The sequence below is a fragment of the Actinomadura sp. NEAU-AAG7 genome, from assembly GCF_018603865.1.
GTDB lineage: Bacteria > Actinomycetota > Actinomycetes > Streptosporangiales > Streptosporangiaceae > Spirillospora > Spirillospora litoris.
The window spans coordinates 383,306-401,177 of record NZ_JAHFZY010000001.1 but is presented as its reverse complement, the minus strand read 5'-3'; the positions used below and the strand labels follow the sequence as shown (position 1 = coordinate 401,177).

The 17,872-nt window shown below is 71.6% G+C and carries 17 protein-coding genes; 12 read left to right on the top strand and 5 right to left on the bottom strand.

The genetic code is table 11. The features are described from left to right. Positions 1-121 precede the first annotated feature (121 nt). The gene (locus tag KLI87_RS01800; RefSeq protein ID WP_214615578.1) at positions 122-1,318 is read left to right on the top strand and encodes a MarP family serine protease; all 1,197 of its coding nucleotides are present in this window, start codon (positions 122-124) and stop codon (positions 1,316-1,318) included. 14 nt (positions 1,319-1,332) lie between these two features. On the opposite strand, the gene KLI87_RS01795 is transcribed toward KLI87_RS01800, so the two are convergent. The 5 genes from KLI87_RS01795 to acs form a co-directional block, all read right to left on the bottom strand. Then, complete coding sequence (locus tag KLI87_RS01795) at positions 1,333-1,842, bottom strand: DUF309 domain-containing protein (protein ID WP_214615577.1); 510 nt, start codon at positions 1,840-1,842, stop codon at positions 1,333-1,335. Positions 1,843-1,871: 29 nt separating this feature from the next. Beyond that, entirely contained in the window at positions 1,872-2,795 is a 924-nt protein-coding gene (locus tag KLI87_RS01790) for an alpha/beta fold hydrolase (RefSeq protein WP_156217229.1), read from the bottom strand. 8 nt (positions 2,796-2,803) lie between these two features. Further along, positions 2,804-3,238, bottom strand: coding sequence for a phage holin family protein (locus tag KLI87_RS01785; RefSeq protein ID WP_156217230.1), 435 nt, complete (start codon positions 3,236-3,238; stop codon positions 2,804-2,806). An 82-nt stretch (positions 3,239-3,320) separates the two neighbouring features. Further along, a complete protein-coding gene (nhaA, locus tag KLI87_RS01780; RefSeq protein ID WP_250903452.1) occupies positions 3,321-4,472 on the bottom strand; it encodes a Na+/H+ antiporter NhaA in 1,152 nt (383 codons plus the stop codon). A 457-nt stretch (positions 4,473-4,929) separates the two neighbouring features. Continuing rightward, positions 4,930-6,894, bottom strand: a complete 1,965-nt coding sequence (acs, locus tag KLI87_RS01775; RefSeq protein WP_214615575.1) for an acetate--CoA ligase — start codon at positions 6,892-6,894, stop codon at positions 4,930-4,932. Positions 6,895-7,224: 330 nt separating this feature from the next. On the opposite strand from acs, the gene KLI87_RS01770 reads away from it, so the two are divergent. The 11 genes from KLI87_RS01770 (at position 7,225) to KLI87_RS01720 (ending at position 17,818) form a co-directional block, all read left to right on the top strand. Further along, the gene (locus tag KLI87_RS01770) at positions 7,225-7,995 is read left to right on the top strand and encodes a Fic family protein (protein WP_214616578.1); all 771 of its coding nucleotides are present in this window, start codon (positions 7,225-7,227) and stop codon (positions 7,993-7,995) included. A 48-nt stretch (positions 7,996-8,043) separates the two neighbouring features. Continuing rightward, positions 8,044-8,661, top strand: a complete 618-nt coding sequence (locus tag KLI87_RS01765; RefSeq protein ID WP_214615574.1) for a pentapeptide repeat-containing protein — start codon at positions 8,044-8,046, stop codon at positions 8,659-8,661. 892 nt (positions 8,662-9,553) lie between these two features. Continuing rightward, entirely contained in the window at positions 9,554-10,633 is a 1,080-nt protein-coding gene (ssd, locus tag KLI87_RS01760) for a septum site-determining protein Ssd (RefSeq protein WP_214615573.1), read from the top strand. A 503-nt stretch (positions 10,634-11,136) separates the two neighbouring features. Next, positions 11,137-12,297: a TadA family conjugal transfer-associated ATPase gene (locus KLI87_RS01755; RefSeq protein ID WP_214616577.1), complete on the top strand. Its 1,161-nt coding sequence runs from the start codon at positions 11,137-11,139 to the stop codon at positions 12,295-12,297. Further along, positions 12,294-13,040, top strand: coding sequence for a type II secretion system F family protein (locus KLI87_RS01750; RefSeq protein WP_214615572.1), 747 nt, complete (start codon positions 12,294-12,296; stop codon positions 13,038-13,040). The genes KLI87_RS01755 and KLI87_RS01750 overlap by 4 nt, the downstream gene beginning before the upstream one ends. Before the next feature lie 410 nt (positions 13,041-13,450). Then, positions 13,451-13,960, top strand: coding sequence for a type II secretion system F family protein (locus tag KLI87_RS01745; RefSeq protein ID WP_250903451.1), 510 nt, complete (start codon positions 13,451-13,453; stop codon positions 13,958-13,960). 102 nt (positions 13,961-14,062) lie between these two features. Next, positions 14,063-14,257 carry a DUF4244 domain-containing protein gene (locus tag KLI87_RS01740; RefSeq protein ID WP_214615570.1) on the top strand — a complete coding sequence of 65 codons (195 nt, stop codon included), beginning with the start codon at positions 14,063-14,065 and terminating at the stop codon, positions 14,255-14,257. A 26-nt stretch (positions 14,258-14,283) separates the two neighbouring features. Next, positions 14,284-14,631: a TadE family type IV pilus minor pilin gene (locus tag KLI87_RS01735; RefSeq protein WP_214615569.1), complete on the top strand. Its 348-nt coding sequence runs from the start codon at positions 14,284-14,286 to the stop codon at positions 14,629-14,631. Positions 14,632-14,919: 288 nt separating this feature from the next. Then, positions 14,920-15,147, top strand: coding sequence for a pentapeptide repeat-containing protein (locus tag KLI87_RS41795; protein ID WP_214615568.1), 228 nt, complete (start codon positions 14,920-14,922; stop codon positions 15,145-15,147). Between the two features lie 778 nt (positions 15,148-15,925). After that, positions 15,926-16,291: an Rv3654c family TadE-like protein gene (locus KLI87_RS01725; protein WP_214615567.1), complete on the top strand. Its 366-nt coding sequence runs from the start codon at positions 15,926-15,928 to the stop codon at positions 16,289-16,291. Between the two features lie 267 nt (positions 16,292-16,558). Beyond that, the gene (locus KLI87_RS01720; protein WP_214615566.1) at positions 16,559-17,818 is read left to right on the top strand and encodes a hypothetical protein; all 1,260 of its coding nucleotides are present in this window, start codon (positions 16,559-16,561) and stop codon (positions 17,816-17,818) included. Positions 17,819-17,872: the final 54 nt, after the last annotated feature.

The window sequence follows — 17,872 nt, the reverse complement described above, 5'->3', positions numbered from 1 at the left end:
GAGTGCCCGTCCGTGAGCGGACGGTGACGTTCCCGCATCGCCCCGGACGGCTACCCGCGGGGCCCCAATCTGGTACGGAGAGGGGACGTGCGGGACACCCGGCGCCCTATACGGTGAAGCGGTGCTGCACGACCACGTTCTCGATCTCATCCTCCTCGTGCTCGTCGTGCTGTTCGGAATCTCGGGCTACCGGCAGGGCTTCATCGTGAGCCTGCTGAGCTTCGTCGGCTTCGTCGGCGGCGCGGTCGCGGGCGTGCTCATCGCGCCGCCGATCGCCGAGTTCACCGTGGACGGCGGGGCGCAGCAGGCACTGCTCGCCATCGTCATCGCCTTCCTGGCCGCGACGTTCGGCCAGCTCGTCGCGTCCTCGCTGGGCGCCGTCCTGCGCAACCGGGTCACGGGCATGAACGCGCGGACCGCGGACGCGGTCGGCGGCACCTTCGTCAGCATGCTGTCGCTGCTGATCGTCGCCGTGTTCTTCGGGAACCTGTTCGCCCACTCGGAGTTCAAGCCGGTCCGGACCCAGGTCAACGGCTCCTCGGTCCTCAACGGCATCAACGACGCGATGCCCCCGCGGGCCCAGGGCTGGGTGTCCTCGTTCAACGGGTTCGTGAAGGACAGCGAGTTCCCGCAGGTCTTCAACGGCCTCGGCGGCGAGTCGGTCGTGCAGGTGCCGCCGCCGGACGACTCGATCCTGAACACCGGCGCGCTGCGCAACGTCCGGCGCAGCATCGTCAAGATCGTCAGCCGGGCGCCGGAGTGCGAGCGCAAGATCGAGGGCACCGGATTCGTGTTCGCGCCCAACCACGTCATGACGAACGCGCACGTCGTCGCCGGTGCGCGCGGCGCCTCGCTGGTCCAGTCGCTGGACGGCTCCAACGAGCACGGGCGGGTCGTCCTCTACAACCCCAAGCGCGACATCGCGATCCTCTACGTCCCCGGCCTGGACGCGCCGGCGGTGAAGTTCGCCGAGTCGGCCAGGGCCCGCGACAACGCGATCATCGCGGGCTTCCCGAAGAACCAGCCGTTCCGGACGGGCGCGGCCCGCATCCGCGCCCGGCAGACCGCGCGCGGCCCGGACATCTACCACAGCGGCCAGGTCAGCCGCGAGATCTACGCCATCCGAGGGAAGGTCGAGCCGGGCAACTCCGGCGGCCCCCTGCTGTCGACGGACGGCCGCGTCTACGGCGTCATCTTCGCCGCCGCCCTGGACACCCCGGCCACCGGCTACGCGCTCACCGCCGAGGAGGTCTCCCCGGACGCGCGCGTCGGCGCGACCCTGACGGCCGCCGTGGACACCCAGGACTGCTCGGACTGACGCTCCTCCCGGATCTAGCGCGGCTTCGTGAGGACCAGGTCCACGGGCCCTTCATCAGGGCGGTCCGCGAGGGAGCGGACCCGCCGGACGACCCCGTCCACGTCTATGCCGTGCGGTGGGTTCGCCGTATAGGGCTCCAGCCTGTCCGCGGCGCGGCTGAGCAGCGCCTGGGCGCCCTTCAGGTTGCCCCTGCGCAGATGGGTGACGCCCACGGCGACCTGGGCCAGGCCCCGCCACAGCTCCCGCTCGTCCTCCGCCGCGGCCTTCCAGACGGCTTCGAGGACCTCGTGCGCGTGGAACGGACGGTCGTCGTCCAGGAGGCGTTGTGCTTGCACGAGCGCCTCCGCGGGCTCCAGGTCGAGGTCGTCGGGCATCGTGGGGATCCCGCCGGCGCCATGGGGCAGCGGACGCCCGTACGCGTCACGCGGCCGCGCGTTGCGCGGCCTTCCCGCCTCGTCCCGGTCCCGCGCCGCCCCGCGCGCCGCCTCGCCTTGCCCGTTCGCGCGTTCCGCCTCGTCCCGCATGCCTCCACGGTACGCACGGGACGCGGCGGTCAGCGGTCGGGCTCCGGGTCGGCCAGCCAGCCGAGGAGTTGGGAGTCGAACGCGCGAGGACGTTCCTCATGCGGGAAGTGCCCGGCGCCCTCGATGAGCTTCCATCTGTAGGGGGCCGTGACGTAGCGCCCGGAACCCTGGGCGCTGCCGGGGAGGGTGCACGTGTCCAGGGCCCCGTGCAGTTGGAGGGTGGGCACCTGGATGGGCGTGCGCATGCGGTGCGCGTACCGGATGCCGTCCGGACGCGGCTGGGAGCGGATCAGCCAGCGGTGGTATTCGAGCGCGCAGTGCGCCGTCCCCGGGATCTGCACGGCGCGCCGGACGAGCCGCTCGGTGCGCTCGTCCGGCCAGCCGGGCCCGGACCAGTCGTGCAGGAGGTGCCCCACCAGGGCCGCGTCGTCGCGCAGGAGGCGCCGCTCGGGCCACATGGGGACCTGGAAGCCGAACGTGTGCCGCGCCGCCCACCCCTGGCCGCGCGGGTCGCCCCGGACGGCCTGCCGCAGGCGCAGCGGATGCGGGGCGCCCACCACCGCCAGGCGCTGGACGACCTTCGGGTGGTAGACGGCCATCGTCCAGGCCAGCAGCCCGCCCCAGTCGTGCCCGACCACGATCGCGCCGGCCTCGCCCAGGGCGCGGACGAGCCCGGCCGCGTCCCCGGCCAGGGTGACGAGGTCGTAGCCGCGCGGCGGTTTGTCACTGCCCCCGTAGCCGCGCAGGTCCGCCGCGACCGCGCGGAAGCCCGCCGCGGCGAGCGAGACCAGCTGGTTGTGCCACGACCACCAGAACTCCGGGAAGCCGTGCAGCAGCAGCACGAGCGGCCCCTCGCCCATCTCGACGACGTGGAACCGCGTCCCGCCCGCGCTGACCGCCCGGTGGGCCCACGGTCCGTCCACCTCGACGAGCGACGCGTCGTGCCCGGCCATGGCGTGGCTCAGTCCTTGAGCGCGGGGGTGTCGCCGGGATCGCCGCGGTGCCGCAGCATGCTCAGGTCGTCCTTCAGCGTCCGGCGCGTCCGCTTCGCCCCGTCGATCTTGCGGATGCGCAGGTAGCCGATGCCGATCAGGACGGCGGCGAGCAGCAGGTACACGCCCGAGACGATCAGGAACGCCGCCCAGTGCCAGATGCCGAGCGCGACCAGGCCGTAGGCCGCCGCGATCGACAGCAGGATGACGATCAGCCCCCCGATCAGCGCGGCGATGCTGAACATCACGCTACCGAGCGCGGCCTTCTTGGCGTCGGCCTTCAACTCCAGCTTGGCCAGGTCCATCTCCGCCCTGACCAGGTTGGAGATGTTGCTGGACGCCAGTGCGACCAGCTCGCCGAGGGATTTGTCCTCGACGCGCTCGCCCGGCAGTGCCTCGGACATATCGCTGTTCTCCTCTCAGAGCCCCCCGGCTTCCCGGCTGGTCCAAGCCTGTCAGCCGGACGGCTCGTCCGGCCACCCGATGTCACCGCGTCAGTCCAGGCGCGCGCTGCCGCACCCTCCTGCGGAAGACGACGGTGGCGGCCGCTGAGGCGAGGACGCTCGCGATCAGGACCGCAGTCGTCACTCTCTCGAATTGTGACGGGTCGGTGTAGGCCAAACCGCCGATCAGCAGGGAAACGGTGAAACCCACCCCGGCGAGCATCGCGACTCCCGCGATCTCACGCCAGTGCAGATCCCCTCCGAGCGTCGCCAGGCCGAGCCGCACGGCCGCCCAGGCTCCGCCGAGGACGCCCACGAACTTACCGATCACCAGCCCCGCGATCACCCCGAGGGCCACCCGGTCGGTGAACACCGCGCCCAGGGAGGACGCGCTGAGCGTCACCCCGGCCGACAGGAACGCGAACAGGGGGACGCACACACCGGCGGAGAACGGCCGCAGGGCGTGGTCGGCGCGCTCGGCGTTCGTGGGCCGCTCGTCGGGCGTCTCCTTGGGGCTGGTCAACATCCCCAGGGCCACACCGGCCACCGTGGCGTGGACCCCGCTCCGCTGGACGCAGTACCAGGCGACCACGGCCAGCGGCACATAGACCCATGGCGAACGCACGCCCCTGGACTGCAAGGCCCCGTACGCGGCTATCAGCAGCACCGCGAGGACCAGGGGGATCCACTCCAAGGAGTCGGTGTAGAAGAGCGCGATGATGGTGATGGCGATCAGGTCGTCCACCACCGCGAGCGTCAGCAGGAACGCCCGGAGCGGCGCCGGGCAGGACGAGAACGTCACCGCGAGCACGGCGAGCGCGAACGCGATGTCGGTGGCGGTCGGCACCGCCCAGCCCTTCGCCGCCCCCGGTTCGCCCGCGCTCACGGCCAGGAAGATCACCGCCGGCACCACCACCCCGGCGGTCGCCGCGATCACCGGCAGCGCCGCGTCCCGGGCGTGCCGCAGCTCGCCGTGCGTCAGCTCCTCGCGCAGCTCAAGCCCGGCGATGAAGAAGAACACCGCCAGCAGCGCGCTGGACGCCCAGTGCTGCACGTCCATGTGCCCTATGTGCAGCCAGCCCGGACTGATCTCGTACTGCTGCAAGTCGGTGTAGGACTCCCCCCACGGGGTGTTCGCCCAGACGAGCGCCGCCACTGCCGCGAACAGCATGATGACGCCGCCGACCGTCTCCATCCGGAGCGCCTTCGCGACCTGCCTGCTGTAGCGGACGGTGGGGCGGAACGGCCAGCTGGCGGCGACACGGCTGGGCGTGGACCGGCGAGACGTGGAGTGTCGCGGCGCGGACTGGCGCGGCATGGGCAAACCCCCGAGAAGTCGACGAACGGCCTGATCGGGGCCGACCCCCGTCCATGACGGGCACGACCCCCTGCCGACCAGACTTCCCGGCGCTCCTCTGCGCACCTTACCCACAACATCCGAGCTCACGCCCCACACGCCCACGCGGCGACGCGGTCGAGCGGCTGCGGTTGCCGGTGTGCATGCGAAGGCCCGCGAGCAGGACGGGGCGTATGGGCCGTCCTGGACGCGGGCCATCGTGTGCAAGGGCGTTCGGCATGCACGGCATGCACGGCATGCACGGCATGCCGAACGTCCGGCGGATGCGGGCGGGCCGTCCGCGTGGGCGTGCGGGTCAGTCCTCCGACTTGGCGCTGGGGAGTTTCTCGGAGATGAGGTCCATCACGGTGCTGTCGGCCAGCGTGGAGACGTCCCCGATGCTGCGGTTCTCGGCGACGTCACGCAGCAGCCGGCGCATGATCTTGCCGGAGCGGGTCTTGGGCAGCTCCGGGACGATCATGATCTGGCGGGGCTTGGCGATCGGGCCGAGCGTCTTGGAGACGTGGTCGCGCAGCTCCTTGAGGAAGTCCTCGCCCTCGACGTCGCCCGCGCTGCCGCGCGGGATGACGAAGGCGACGATGGCCTGCCCGGTCACCGGGTCGGTCGCGCCGACGACGGCCGCCTCGGCGACCTTCGGGTGCGAGACCAGCGCCGACTCCACCTCCGTCGTGGAGATGTTGTGCCCGGACACCAGCATGACGTCGTCGACCCGGCCGAGCAGCCACAGGTCGCCGTCCTCGTCCTTCTTGGCGCCGTCACCGGCGAAGTACAGGCCCTCGAAACGCGACCAGTACGTCTTGACGTAGCGCTCGTCGTCGCCCCAGATGGTGCGGAGCATGGACGGCCACGGCTCCTTGACCACCAGGAACCCGCCGCCGCCGTTCGGGACGGGCTCGCCCTGGTCGTCGACCACGTCCGCCGCGATGCCCGGCAGCGGACGCATCGCCGCGCCCGGCTTGCCCTCCGTGACGCCCGGCAGCGGGCTGATCATGATGCCGCCGGTCTCGGTCTGCCACCAGGTGTCCACGACCGGGGTCCTGCCCGCGCCGATGTGCTCCCGGTACCAGACGTAGGCCTCGGGGTTGATCGGCTCGCCGACGCTCCCGAGCACGCGCAGGGACGACAGGTCGAACTGCGCGGGGATGTCGTCGCCCCACTTCATGAACGTGCGGATCGCCGTGGGCGCCGTGTAGAAGATGGAGACCTTGTACTTCTGGATGATCTCCCACCAGCGGCCCTGGTGCGGCGTGTTGGGCGTGCCCTCGTACATGACGCTGGTGGCGCCGTTGGCGAGCGGCCCGTACACGATGTAGGAGTGCCCGGTCACCCAGCCGATGTCGGCCGAACACCAGTACACGTCGGTTTCCGGCTTCAGGTCGAACACCGCGTGGTGCGTGTAGGCGACCTGGGTCAGGTAGCCGCCGGTGGTGTGCAGGATCCCCTTGGGCTTACCCGTCGTTCCGGACGTGTAGAGGATGTACAGGGGGTGCTCGGAGTCCATGGGCTCGGCGGTGTGCTCGTCGCTCTGCCGGTCGACCACGTCGTCCCACCAGACGTCGCGCTCGTTCTGCGCGACCTCCTGGCCGGTACGGCGCACCACGATCACGTTCCCCACGGACGGGGTCTGCTCGACGGCCTCGTCCACGGTCGGCTTGAGCGCGGACGCCTGGCCGCGCCGGTACCCGCCGTCCGCCGTGATGACGAGCTTGGCCTGCGCGTCGTCGATGCGGGTGCGCAGCGCGTCCGCCGAGAAGCCGCCGAACACCACCGAGTGCGTGGCGCCGATGCGCGCGCACGCGAGCATCGAGATCGGCAGCTCCGGGATCATCGGCAGGTAGATCGCGACCCGGTCGCCCTTGGCGACGCCGAGCTCCAGTAGCGCGTTCGCGGCCTTGTTCACCTCGCGCTGCAACTCGGCGTAGGTGAGCGTGCGGCTGTCGCCCGGCTCGCCCTCCCAGTGGAAGGCCACCTTCGCGCCCTTCCCGGCCTCCACATGCCGGTCCACGCAGTTGTAGGCGACGTTCAGCTCGCCGCCCACGAACCACTTGGCGAACGGCGGGTTGCTCCAGTCCAGGACGTCGTCCCAGCGCTTGGACCATGTCAGCCGTTCCGCCTGCCGGGCCCAGAAGCCCAGGCGATCCTCGGCCGCCTCGTCATACGCCTCGGCCTTGACGTTCGCCGACTCGGCGAGCTCGGCCGGGGGTGCGAAGCGCCGCGTCTCCTGAAGGAGGTTCGACAGTGTCTCTTGGCTCTGGCTCAACGCATACTCCTCGCTAGCTGAAACGACGGTCGCCCGGTGTGCCCACTTCACCAGGGAAGGTCCCGCCCACACAAGGCCGCTTCCCACGTGTTGAGCACCAATTCCCACGTATTGAGCACGTAAGGCGCCTTGCGCGCCCGCCTTCGGACGGATGCCCTGTGACGCCCGACACAGCGGCCGTGCCCCCGCACGCGAAACGGGAACCGCGCTGTTCAGCGTACGACGGCGACCAACTAGGGTCGGGCCGTGACCGATGCCTCTGGACGCCGAGCGCCCGCCGTATCCGGACGCGGCGCGTCCGGGGCGTCCGCGCGGGACGCCTTCGCGGACGTGGCGAACCTGCCCGGCGTGGCCGACGCCGTCGCCGAGGCGCGCACGGCGGTGGACCGCCTGCTCGGCCATCGCGTCCTGCGACGACGCAGCGCGGAGGTCTCCACCGAGTCCGCGCTGCGCGGGGCCAGGGCGTCGGCCGTCCTTGAAGGCGCTTCCGTCGGTTTGGACGAACTCCGCACTGGAGAACACCCGTCCGACCCCGTCGTGCAGGGTGCCCTGCGGGTATCGGCGGAGCTCGGACCGCTGACGGAGACGTGGCGGCAGGCGCCACGGCAGGTTCTCGCGCGGCTGCACGTCCTCGCCGCAGCGGACGTCGTCGAGAACGCCGATCTCGGACGCCCGCGCATGGACGGTCGTCCTGTGCGGGACGTCCTCGGCCTAGGCGAGCCTCCGCCCGCCTCCGAGGTGGCGGCACGGCTGGACGTGCTCAGCGGGCTGCTCACCCAGCCCACGAACGCCCCTGCGCTCGTGGTCGCGGCCATCGTGCACGGCGAGATCCTGGCGCTGCGTCCGTTCGGCTGGGGGGACGGCGTCGTCGCCCGCGCCGCGCAGCGTCTCACCCTCGTGGCCCGGGGTCTCGACCCGAAATCGCTCACCGCGCCTGAGGTCGGGCATGCGGAACTCGCCGACGACTACGCCCAGGCCATCCGCGCATACGCGTCGGGCACGTCCGAGGGCGTCGTGGCGTGGATCGCCCACTGCGCGGCCGCCACGTCCGCCGCAGCGCGCGACTCCCAGGCGATATGCGAGGCGTACCAGCGGGGCTGATGTCCGCCTGAAGGGACGCTTGTCGGTGGGAGACGTCATGGTGGTCCCATGGCCGATCGCATGCACGGGCGTCTCGCGGCGCCCACCGACACGACCGTCTCGTCCGCGGACTGGGACTCCCGGGACCTGACGGGCGAACAGCACGAACGCGTCCTGTTCGTGGATGTGGACATGACCGAGGCCAGCGGCGTGGGAGCGGCCTTCACTGACTGCACGTTCCGCGGCGTCCGGTTCAACGCGTCCACCCACACCGACTCGGCGTTCGTGAACTGCACGTTCGTCCGGTGCCGCTTCTTCGACACGACGTTCACCGGCTGCAAGCTCGTGGGCAGCATGTTCGACGGCTGCACCTACGACCTGCTCAAGGTGCGGGGCGGCGACTGGTCGTTCACCGGCCTCCCAGGCGCCGATCTGCGACGCGCGTCGTTCACCGGCGTCCGCATGCGGGAGGCCGACCTCACCGGCGCGCGCTGCGAGGGCGCCACGATCCGGGGCGTCGACCTGTCGGGCTCGTGGCTGCACAAGGCCGACCTGTCCCGCTGCGACCTGCGCGGAAGCGACCTGTCCGCCGTCGACCCGCGCACCGTCGAACTGAGGAAGGCGGTGATCGACCCCTACCAGGCGGTCGTGATCGCGACGACGCTCGGCCTGGACGTGCGCGACTGAACCTCGGCGCACAGCGGCAGCACGTAGGCGCACAGCGAGCGGCGCCTCTCTACGAGACGCCGCCGCCAGTCACGTCACACCGGGTTACCAAGCGTGCACCTCATGTTCGTCGGAGCGGGTCAAGCCCGTCTCGACGCGCCTCCCGCGGCTGGTCGCGCGTGGGTGCCCGGCTGCCGTGCTCGGACACATGGTCCGTAGCCCTTGTCTACGCCTCGTTTGCCCAGATGACAACCCCCTATTCGCAAAGCGGGCGCGCCATTGGGAACGCCTCCCGCGACGACGTCATCGCAGCCCGCGCCAGGGAACGGGGATGTAACTAACTATTTCGGACTATCTGCGGCTTCAGGAATCGATCACACGCTGTGATCGATTCCTTTCGCGCGCCGATCAGCGAAAGATCTTTAGTTCTCCTGTACGCTCCCACTCCCGTCGCGTTGCGGAAGACGGGGCGGAGACGGGGCAGGCGGGCGCCGCTTCCCCGCCCCCGACGGAGGTGGATCGCCCTAGCGGGACGAGAAAAACCGTTAGATCCGGCTCCAGTTTGTGACTCGACGGAACTCGCGGCGATCGGGCAGCATATGTTGTATCCACCTAGACTGGAGACGGCGAGTTTGCCTCTCCTATAGATCGAGCTTGCGCGGCACAACCCGATCTTCCTGAGACTTTCTTGGAAAGACGGGCCGGCTCTACCCCCCCGGAGCCGGACCGTTACGGCGACCCCCGCTATCCCCCCCGGCGGGGGTCGCCAAGACATGGAGCGCGGCCGGGCGGCACCGCCGCCCGGCCGCCGCCTTGTGGGGGCGGGCGAGGTTATCCACAGTTGGCGCGACCTCTTCCGCGGGCCTCGGGGCGGACCGCAGGGTGGAGTCCTCCGGACGACGAGGAGGACCCGATGGACCCGGCCGCGCTGATCGTCACGAGCGACCCCATGATCGCCGACGCCCTGCTCAGGCTCGCCGCCGCAGCCGGCACACGGGCCGAGGTCGCCCACGGCGCCGACGAGGCCCGATTCGCCTGGGCCTGGCCGCCCCTGGTCCTGGTGGGCGCCGACTCGGCGGCGGAGCTGGCCTCCGCGGCACTCCCGCGCCGCCAGGGCATCGTGCTGGTCACGGGCGCGGACGCCACGTCCGAGACCTACCGCACGGCGGTCGAGGTCGGTGCCCAGGACGTCGTCCGGCTCCCCGACCACGAAGACTGGCTGATCAACGCCTTCGCCACCGCCGCCGAGCCCGACGGCGCCCTCGGGTCCACCGTCTGCGTCGTCGGCTCCCGAGGCGGCGCCGGAGCCAGCGTCCTCGCCGCCGCCCTCGGCCTGACCGCCGCGAGCACCGGCCTGCGCACCCTCCTCGTCGACGCCGACCCGTTCGGCGGCGGCATCGACCTCCTGTTCGGCCTGGAGGAGCACGAGGGCGCCCGCTGGCACGACCTCGCCGACCGCCGGGGCCGCCTCAACACCGGCGTGCTCCGCGAGGCCCTGCCCAGCATCGGCGAGCTGTCCGTCCTCTCCTGGCGCCGGGGCGAACCCGTCCCGATCCACCGGGACGCGGCCCACGCGGTCCTCGACGCCGCCGCCCGCGGCTTCGACCTGATCATCGCGGACGTCCCCCGCCAGCCCGGCGACCTCGGCCGCATGGCCCTGCACACCGCCGACACCACCTACCTCCTCGTCCCCGCCGAGGTCCGCGCCACCGTCGCCGCCGACGGCCTCGCGACCGCCCTCCGCCGCGACACCACCGACGTCCGCCTCGTCGTCCAGGGCCCGGCCCCCGGCGGCCTGACCCCCGAGATGATCGCCAGAGCGCTCGACCTCCCACCCGCCGGCACCTTCGACCGCGACCGCCGCCTCCCCACCGCCCTGGACGAAGGCCACCTCCCCCGCGCCTGCCGCCGAGGCCCCCTGGCCGACTTCTGCACCCACCTCCTGACCGACCTCCCTCTACCCCGCCCCGAACACCAAGCAGAAGCCGCCTAACCCCCCGGCAACAAGGCCCAACAAGTCCAGGCAAACCCAGACGGACAGCCCCCGCCCCGGGCGTAAGGGCAACCTCCGTGGAGAACCGCGAGTCGTCCGCGAGGCACGCGCGACCTGGCTCGGCGCGGGAGGTGGTGACCATGTACTGGAACGGCCTGAGGGACATGCGGTGTGCACGCGCGGGAGGCCCCACGGCGAGCGGCTCCGAACGAAGTGGGGAACCGCGAGGCGCCTGCGAGGCACGCGCGACCTGGCTCGGCGCGGGAGGTGGTGACCATGTACTGGAACGGCCTGAGGGACATGCGATGCGCACGCGCGCGCCCCCACGGCGAGCGGCTCCGAACGAAGAAGCGTACGGAAGGCGCGAGAACCCGCAGGCAGAACGGGTGGCGCGCGGGTGCGCCGGCTTGGACGAGGTGTGCTGCGCGATGGCACGAAGTGATGGAACGGAGAGCGGCCCGGATGAGGACGTCCAGGACGCCGCGAGCGTGGGGAGGGATGGCATGACCAGGTTGTCCGAGGCTGTGCGCGACCGGCTCGCCGACACCGGCGGTGAGGCCACGGCCGGACGGGTCGCGGCGGCGCTGCGGGCCGAGGAGCGGCTGCTGGGCGACCGTGAGGTGCTGACGCTGGCCGACGAGTTACGCGCCGACTTCGTGGGAGCCGGTCCCCTGGAGCCGCTGCTGCGTTCTCCGGAGATCACCGACGTCCTGGTGAACGGTCCCCAGGAGGTATGGATCGACGCGGGCGGCGGCCTGGTCCGCACCTCCCTGCGCTTCCAGGACGAGGCGACCCTCCGGCGTCTCGCCCAACGTCTCACCGCCGCGGCCGGACGGCGCCTGGACGACGCCTCTCCCTACGCCGACGCGCGGCTGCCAGGCGGAATCCGGCTGCACGCCGTCCTGCCGCCGATCGCGCCGAGCGGCACCTGCCTCTCGCTGCGCCTCCCGCGCCGCCAGGCCTTCACCCTGGACGAGCTGGTCGAGAGGAAGACGATTCCTCCGGAGGGCGCGGCGCTCCTGGCCGCACTGATCGAGTCCCGTGCCCGGTTCTTGGTCACAGGGGGAACGGGTTCGGGGAAGACGACCCTGCTCAGCAGCCTTCTCAGCTTGGCCGACCCCACCGAACGGCTCGTCCTGGTGGAGGATTCCGCAGAGCTGAGACCCGACCATCCCCACGTGGTCCGGCTCGAAGCCCGGCCCCCGAACGTCGAGGGCGCAGGAGAGGTGACGCTGAACGACCTGGTTCGCCAAGCGTTGCGCATGCGTCCAGACCGCCTCGTCGTAGGCGAGGCCAGAGGCCCCGAAATCGCAGCTTTCCTGCAAGCGCTGAACACCGGGCACGAAGGCGGTTGCGGCACCCTGCACGCGAACACGGCGGCGGATGTCCCAGCCCGTCTCGAAGCACTGGCATGCGCCGCGGGCCTCACCCGCGAAGCCGTGCACAGCCAGCTCGCCGCCGCTCTGGACATCGTCGTCCACCTCGTCCGTGAACCAGGCGGTGGCCGACGCCGGGTGGCTGAGATCCACCTTCTGCGCAGGGGGACCGACGGCCTGGTCAGGGCCGTCCCGGCAGTGGCGTTCACCACCGACGGCGAAACGGTCGCGGACACCGGCGCCTCGGACCTCGACAGCCGCCTGCGCGCCCGAGGGAGGGCCGCATGATCAGCGCGACAGGGCTGGCGGCGCTCTTCTCCTCGGCCACCGTCTGGACGCTGCTGACGCCGTCCCAGGCGACCCGGCGTCTTGACCGCCTGCTCACCCCCGCGCGGCCGCCCGCCGAGAACCTGCTCAGATCCAAGATCAAGGAGTACAGGGAGCGCAGGAGCCTCCCCCACCGATGGCGGACCGCGGTCATCGAACTCTGCGACGGCATGGCCGCCGAACTCGCCGCCGGACGCACCCCGCACGAGGCGTTCAGAGCCTCCGCGACCTCCCTGGACCCGCACGTTTCCAAGACCCTCCTCAACCCTCCGCGTCCACCTCCCTCCGGCCACGACGAAATGCCCGATCACCTGGAGCGTTCAGCGGACCAACCAGGAGCGGAGGGCCTGCGCCTCCTCGCGGCCTGCTGGCGCATCGGCGCCGAGCGCGGCGGCACGCTCGCCACCGTCCTGGACGGCCTGGCCGCCGCCCTCCGCGACGAGGAAGCCCTGCGCCAGGACGTGACCGTCCAACTGGCGGGCCCGCGTGCAACCGCGCGCCTCCTGGCGGCCCTGCCCCTGCTCGGTGTCGCCATGGCGGCGGCCCTCGGCGCACACCCGATCTCCTTCCTCTGCGGCTCGCTCCCCGGCCTCGCATGTCTCACCACCGGCGTGGGCCTCAACGCGACGGGCCTGTGGTGGACGCGGCGCCTGGCCAGAGCTGCCGAATCTCCAGGTCGGCCCTCTCGCACCTCAAGGAGATAGGCGAATCGATGACAGTCCTCGTGATCGTTCTCTGCGCGGCCGGGGCCGGCTTCCTCTGGCCCAAGACCACAAGCGCCGCCACCCGAAGACTCGCGGGCCAACTGTCCCGGGCCTCACCCAGGCATGCGGCCCCGAGCAAGCGCGCTGACCGGCAACCAGGCGACAGAAGGTGCTGCGACCCCAGCACGCGACCAGATACGTGCCCTCTCGAAGCACAGCGAAGAGACGCCCAAGCCTCCAGCCGTCCACCCCCTGACAACCGCTACACCGCACCCGCCCCCGGCAGAATCACCTGCCGCAAAGCAGAAGCTCAACGCCGCGACCTCTTCCTGCGGCGCGCCGCGTCCGCCGCCGCGGCCCTGCTCTGCGTCGTGGTGTTCGGCGGCCTCCCAGGCATGGTGCTGGGCGCCTTGACCGGTCTGGGGGTCTGGCACTCCTTCACCCGTCTCGGAAGCGCCGAGCGGAAGCGCAGACAGGCGCGACTCGTCGCGGACCTTCCCGTTGCGGTCGACCTCCTGGCGGCCTGCCTGCGAGGCGGGACGCCCTGGCATGACGCGGTCGAAGCAGTCGCGGACGCCGTCGGTGGGCCGCTCGGGGACGAACTGCGCGGCGTCGCCATCCAGATCCGCCTGGGCGCCGATCCCACAGACGCCTGGCAGGCCCTGGCGAAGGAACCGACGCTGGCGCCCCTGGCACGCAGTGCGGTCCGCGCGACCTCAAGCGGCGCCGCGCTGGCCCCGTCCCTCAGCCGCCTCGCGCGCGACCAGCGTCGCGTCGCCCGCACGGCCGCCGCCGAGCGGGCCCGAGCAGCGGGCATCCGCGCGCTCGCCCCGCTCGGCCTGTGCTTCCTCCCCGCGTTCGTCCTCCTCGGAGTCGTGCCGGCCATCGCCGGAATCGCCTCGACGATCCTCATCCCGTAGCGCGGTTATCCACAGAACGACGTTCACCTGTCACTCACCGTCGCGGCCCAGCAGGCTGAGAACGGACGCGATCGAGCGTCCACCAGCAAGGAAAGGAACCTGATGCGGGCGATCGACATGGTGGTGCGACGGTGGCGCAACACGGCCAGAGACGAAGGCATGTCGACCGCGGAGTACGCCGTCGGCACGATCGCGGCGGCGGCGTTCGCCGGTCTGCTCTTCAAGATCGTAACGAGTTCGGAGGTGAAGGACATGCTGACCGGAATCATCGAGAAGGCGCTCCAGCTCGCCGGCTGAGCGACCGGGCCGAGCGCGAGCGGGGCATGGCGACGGCGGAGATCGCCGTGGCGCTGCCGAGCCTGGTCCTGATCACCGCGCTGGCGCTGTGGGGAGTGCTGGCCGCGTCCGTCCAGCTCACATGTGTGGACGCGGCCCGCGCCGGCGCTCGCGCGGCGGCACGAGGCGAACCTCTCGCCGCCGTCCGCGCCTTGATCGTCGAAGCTGTACCCGCCGGCGCCTCAGTGGAGGTCCGGCGAGACGCGGCGACGGTACAGGTCGACATCTCGGCCCCGGTCCAGGCCCCCGCAGCGTCCAGGCTGCCGCCGCTGGTCATCCACGCCCACGCCACCGCCGCCACCGAACCAGGCGCCCTAGAGGAGGCAACCACCTAACCCACACCCCACCAGAGCCCCCACCCCCGTGGGCCAAGTCCCAACGGGCCGAGCCCCGCCGGGCCCCCGTCCCAACAGGGCCCACACCCCGCCGGCCCACGCCCTGCCAGCACGTTCTGGCGGGTCCACCCCGCGCCGGGCAGGCTCCGCCAAGCCACGTTCCGCCGGGTGTGCGGCCGGGCCGGGTTCTGCCGGGCCGAGCCTCGCCGGGCCGCGTCCCAACAGGGCCCACACTCCGCCAACCTACGCCCTGCCAGCACGTTCTGGCGGGCCCACGCGGCGCCGGGCATGTTCCACCAAGCCACGTTCCGCCGGGTGTGCGGCCGAGCCAGGTTCCGCCGGGCCGGGTTCCGCCGGGGCAGGTTCCACCAGGCCCGGTTCCACCAGGCCAGGTTCCGCCGGGTCACGTTCCGCCGGGTCACGTTCCGCCGGGCCCCGTTCCGCCAGGGGTGCACCCCAGCAGGACCCACGCTTGGCAGGGACATGTTCCACGAGGTCTACGTCCCGCCTGGGTAGCGCGCCCAGGAGGGCCCCGTGTCGGCAGGGGCCCGTGTCGGCGGGGGCCCCGTGTCGGCGGGGGTCGCGTTTCGGCGGGGGCAGCGTCTCGGCAGGGGTCGAGTTTCGGCGGGGGGCGCGTCTCGGTAGGGCCGTGTCCCGACGGGTCCACGTTTCTGGGCGAGGTGGAGGCCTGTGTGCGGAAGGGCGTCCTAGCGAAAGGAAGACTCCTCTTCCGGGCTGGTTGAGCACTGCGGCTTCAGTGTTTGGCGTCGCTGAAGCCGCAGGATCACGCTCCGCCTGGGCCCGCTCCGGTGGGCTCCGTTCCGTCTGGCCCGCGCCCCAGCAGGGCCCATGCCTCGGTGGGGTGCACGTTCCGCGAGGGTCGCGGCCCAGCGGGCCTACGTCCGCGGTGAGGTGAATGCCTGCGGTGGAAGGCGTTCTTGCGAAGGAAGGCGTCGTCCGGCCTGCTCGGCCGCCGCTCCTTCTGGTGCTGTGGAAGGAGGTTCTTACGAAGTTAGGTGGCTCTGCTGGGCGGGCTGATGCTGCGGCTTCAGTGGTTGGGGCCGCTGTAGCCGCAGTGCTCACCCATTGCGAGCAGGAGCAGATTGGCTAGGGAGTGCGGCTCGGCGACGGAGAGCACTCTTCAGGAAGGAGCACTTCCCGAGCGGGGACTGCTGGCGACGCGCCTACGGCGGCGGCCGACTGAGCGTAGGAGCTCGTCGCAGGCAGGGAGCGACCCGGGCGGGAGTGGGTGAGGAAGTCGGGAGATCCGTTGTGCGGCTGAGGGAGGGGTGGCGTGCGCGTTCTGAAGGGCGGGGAGCGTGATCGGGGGGCCGCTACGTTGTGGGTTCTGACCTTCACGGCGATCATCTGGCTGGTCGGGGTGAGTGCCATGGCCGTGGGTGGGGTGCGGGCGGCCCGGCACCGCGCGGACGCGGCGGCTGATCTCGCGGCGTTGGCGGCGGCCGCGCGAGTGCCGGAGGGGGCCGCGGCCGCGTGTGCGAGGGCGCGGAGCATCGCGGCCGAATCCGGGGCGCGCGTCGCGCGATGCGCGGTCAAGGACGGAACGGTCGACGTCTCCGTCACGCTGGCGCTGAGAGTGCCGCTGGGCGTCGGCGCGGTGCGTGTCGGGTCCCGGGCCAGGGCCGGCCCCGTCGAGTAGGAGCCCTCTCCCGAGCCGGGTGGGGGTGGGTTGGCGAATGGTGGGGAAACGGGTGCTTTGGAGGGAGAGGTACGAGGTCGGGCATGGTTCTTGCGCTGCTTTGTCATCGAGCTGTGACTTTTGCTACCGGCTGGTACGTTACGCTGCCTAAGCGCACAGTCATCACTCGACACGGTGGCCGCATCGGTCCCCCGCCCCCAGCTGTTTAACGGCTGGGCGAAGCGGGGAGAGCCCGGCGGCGGGTTGCTCGATGAAGGGATTGGGGCCGTGACAATCATCCGCAGGATCGGCGTGGTCGCCCTCGCGACGCCCCTTGCGATGAGCTTCCCGGTACTCACCGCGCTTCCCGCGCAGGCCGCCGAATCGAGCGTCACGGCACCGGCCAGCGGCACCGTCATCACGAGCGGTTCCCAGGTCACCGCCAGCGCCCACTTCGACTTCGCGGTCAGCATGCAACTGCGGGTCATCGCGCCCGGGAGCGGCGACAGGCTGCTCAAGGAGCGTTTGCTGTCGGGCACCATGTCGGCCCCCGTACAGATCAGTAGGAACGGGAAGTACACGGTCCAGTTGAAGGGGGCGGTGACCCACCGCGTCTACGACTCCAGCGTCTTCACCGTTCGTATCCCGCCGGCCGTCCCCAGCGGGGCGACCGCGAAGGTGTCGGGCGGCAAGCTCGTGGTGAAGTGGAACCGCGGCTCCGAGGAGGACCTCAACGGCTACGCGTTGGCCGGGACGGGCGTGCAGTCCAAGTCGGGATCGGTGGGTTCGTTCTGCTCGGGCGCGCGCTGCTCCGCCAGCCTTCCGGTGACCCAGGCGAGCGGGCCCGTCTCGGTGGGCATCCGAGCGAAGCGCCCCGGCGGGGATCCCGGCCCTGTCTATTCGGGGGCGGCCTCCGTGAATGCCACGGTCAACGGGGGCGTGACCGGTTCATCGCCGGCCGGGTCCACGGGTCGGCTCCCATCGGGCGCCGCGGGCTCCGCACCTTCCAGCAGCGGGAACCCGCTGACCCCGTTCAACACCGATTCGCCGATCACCTTGCCGTCCGTCCAGCCCGACGGGGCGACGCCCGGCTTCGCCTACCCGACGCCGCAGCTCGCCGAAGCCCCGAAGGCCCAGAACGTCGCTGCGACCGACCGCCTACAATGGGGCAGGAGCGTCGGCATCGCGCTCGTGCTGCTGGTCGTCGCGGCTCACCTCGGCACCTGGACGCGTCGCCTGCGCGTCGCCCAGGCCGGGACGAGCAGCCGCGGCATGGCCGCCCGGGTCGCGCGCGGCGGGACCGGGCGCAAACGGGTCAAGAACTCGCGCGAGAAGATCGCCCGTGCCGAGGCCATCGCCAAGACGACTCCCGTTACGGCTGGAGAGGCCGAACGTCCCGCCCCTTCGCGGGGGGCGAGGGGCGGACGTCGCCCCGCCTCCGGTGCCAAGGGAGCGGTCAGCGGCGTGAGCGTCCGTATCGCCGAGCCCTCTTCCGAGGAGGCGAGCGGCGATCGTCGCCGTCCTTCGCGCGGGCGCCGCCGGAAGTAGTGTCCGGCGGCCAGCTTCGTACCGCGGTGTGAGGGCGGCCGGTCATCGTCATCG

Bases quoted from the DNA above. Each gene is read 5' to 3' on its own strand.
- KLI87_RS01795 (WP_214615577.1), bottom strand. From the start codon at position 1,842: ATGCGGGACGAGGCGGAACGCGCGAACGGGCAAGGCGAGGCGGCGCGC.
- KLI87_RS01790 (WP_156217229.1), bottom strand. From the start codon at position 2,795: ATGGCCGGGCACGACGCGTCGCTCGTCGAGGTGGACGGACCGTGGGCC.
- KLI87_RS01785 (WP_156217230.1), bottom strand. From the start codon at position 3,238: ATGTCCGAGGCACTGCCGGGCGAGCGCGTCGAGGACAAATCCCTCGGC.
- nhaA (WP_250903452.1), bottom strand. From the start codon at position 4,472: ATGGAGACGGTCGGCGGCGTCATCATGCTGTTCGCGGCAGTGGCGGCG.
- KLI87_RS01765 (WP_214615574.1), top strand. From the start codon at position 8,044: ATGGCCGATCGCATGCACGGGCGTCTCGCGGCGCCCACCGACACGACC.
- ssd (WP_214615573.1), top strand. From the start codon at position 9,554: ATGGACCCGGCCGCGCTGATCGTCACGAGCGACCCCATGATCGCCGAC.
- KLI87_RS01755 (WP_214616577.1), top strand. From the start codon at position 11,137: ATGACCAGGTTGTCCGAGGCTGTGCGCGACCGGCTCGCCGACACCGGC.
- KLI87_RS01750 (WP_214615572.1), top strand. From the start codon at position 12,294: ATGATCAGCGCGACAGGGCTGGCGGCGCTCTTCTCCTCGGCCACCGTC.
- KLI87_RS01740 (WP_214615570.1), top strand. From the start codon at position 14,063: ATGCGGGCGATCGACATGGTGGTGCGACGGTGGCGCAACACGGCCAGA.
- KLI87_RS01735 (WP_214615569.1), top strand. From the start codon at position 14,284: ATGGCGACGGCGGAGATCGCCGTGGCGCTGCCGAGCCTGGTCCTGATC.
- KLI87_RS41795 (WP_214615568.1), top strand. From the start codon at position 14,920: ATGTTCCACCAAGCCACGTTCCGCCGGGTGTGCGGCCGAGCCAGGTTC.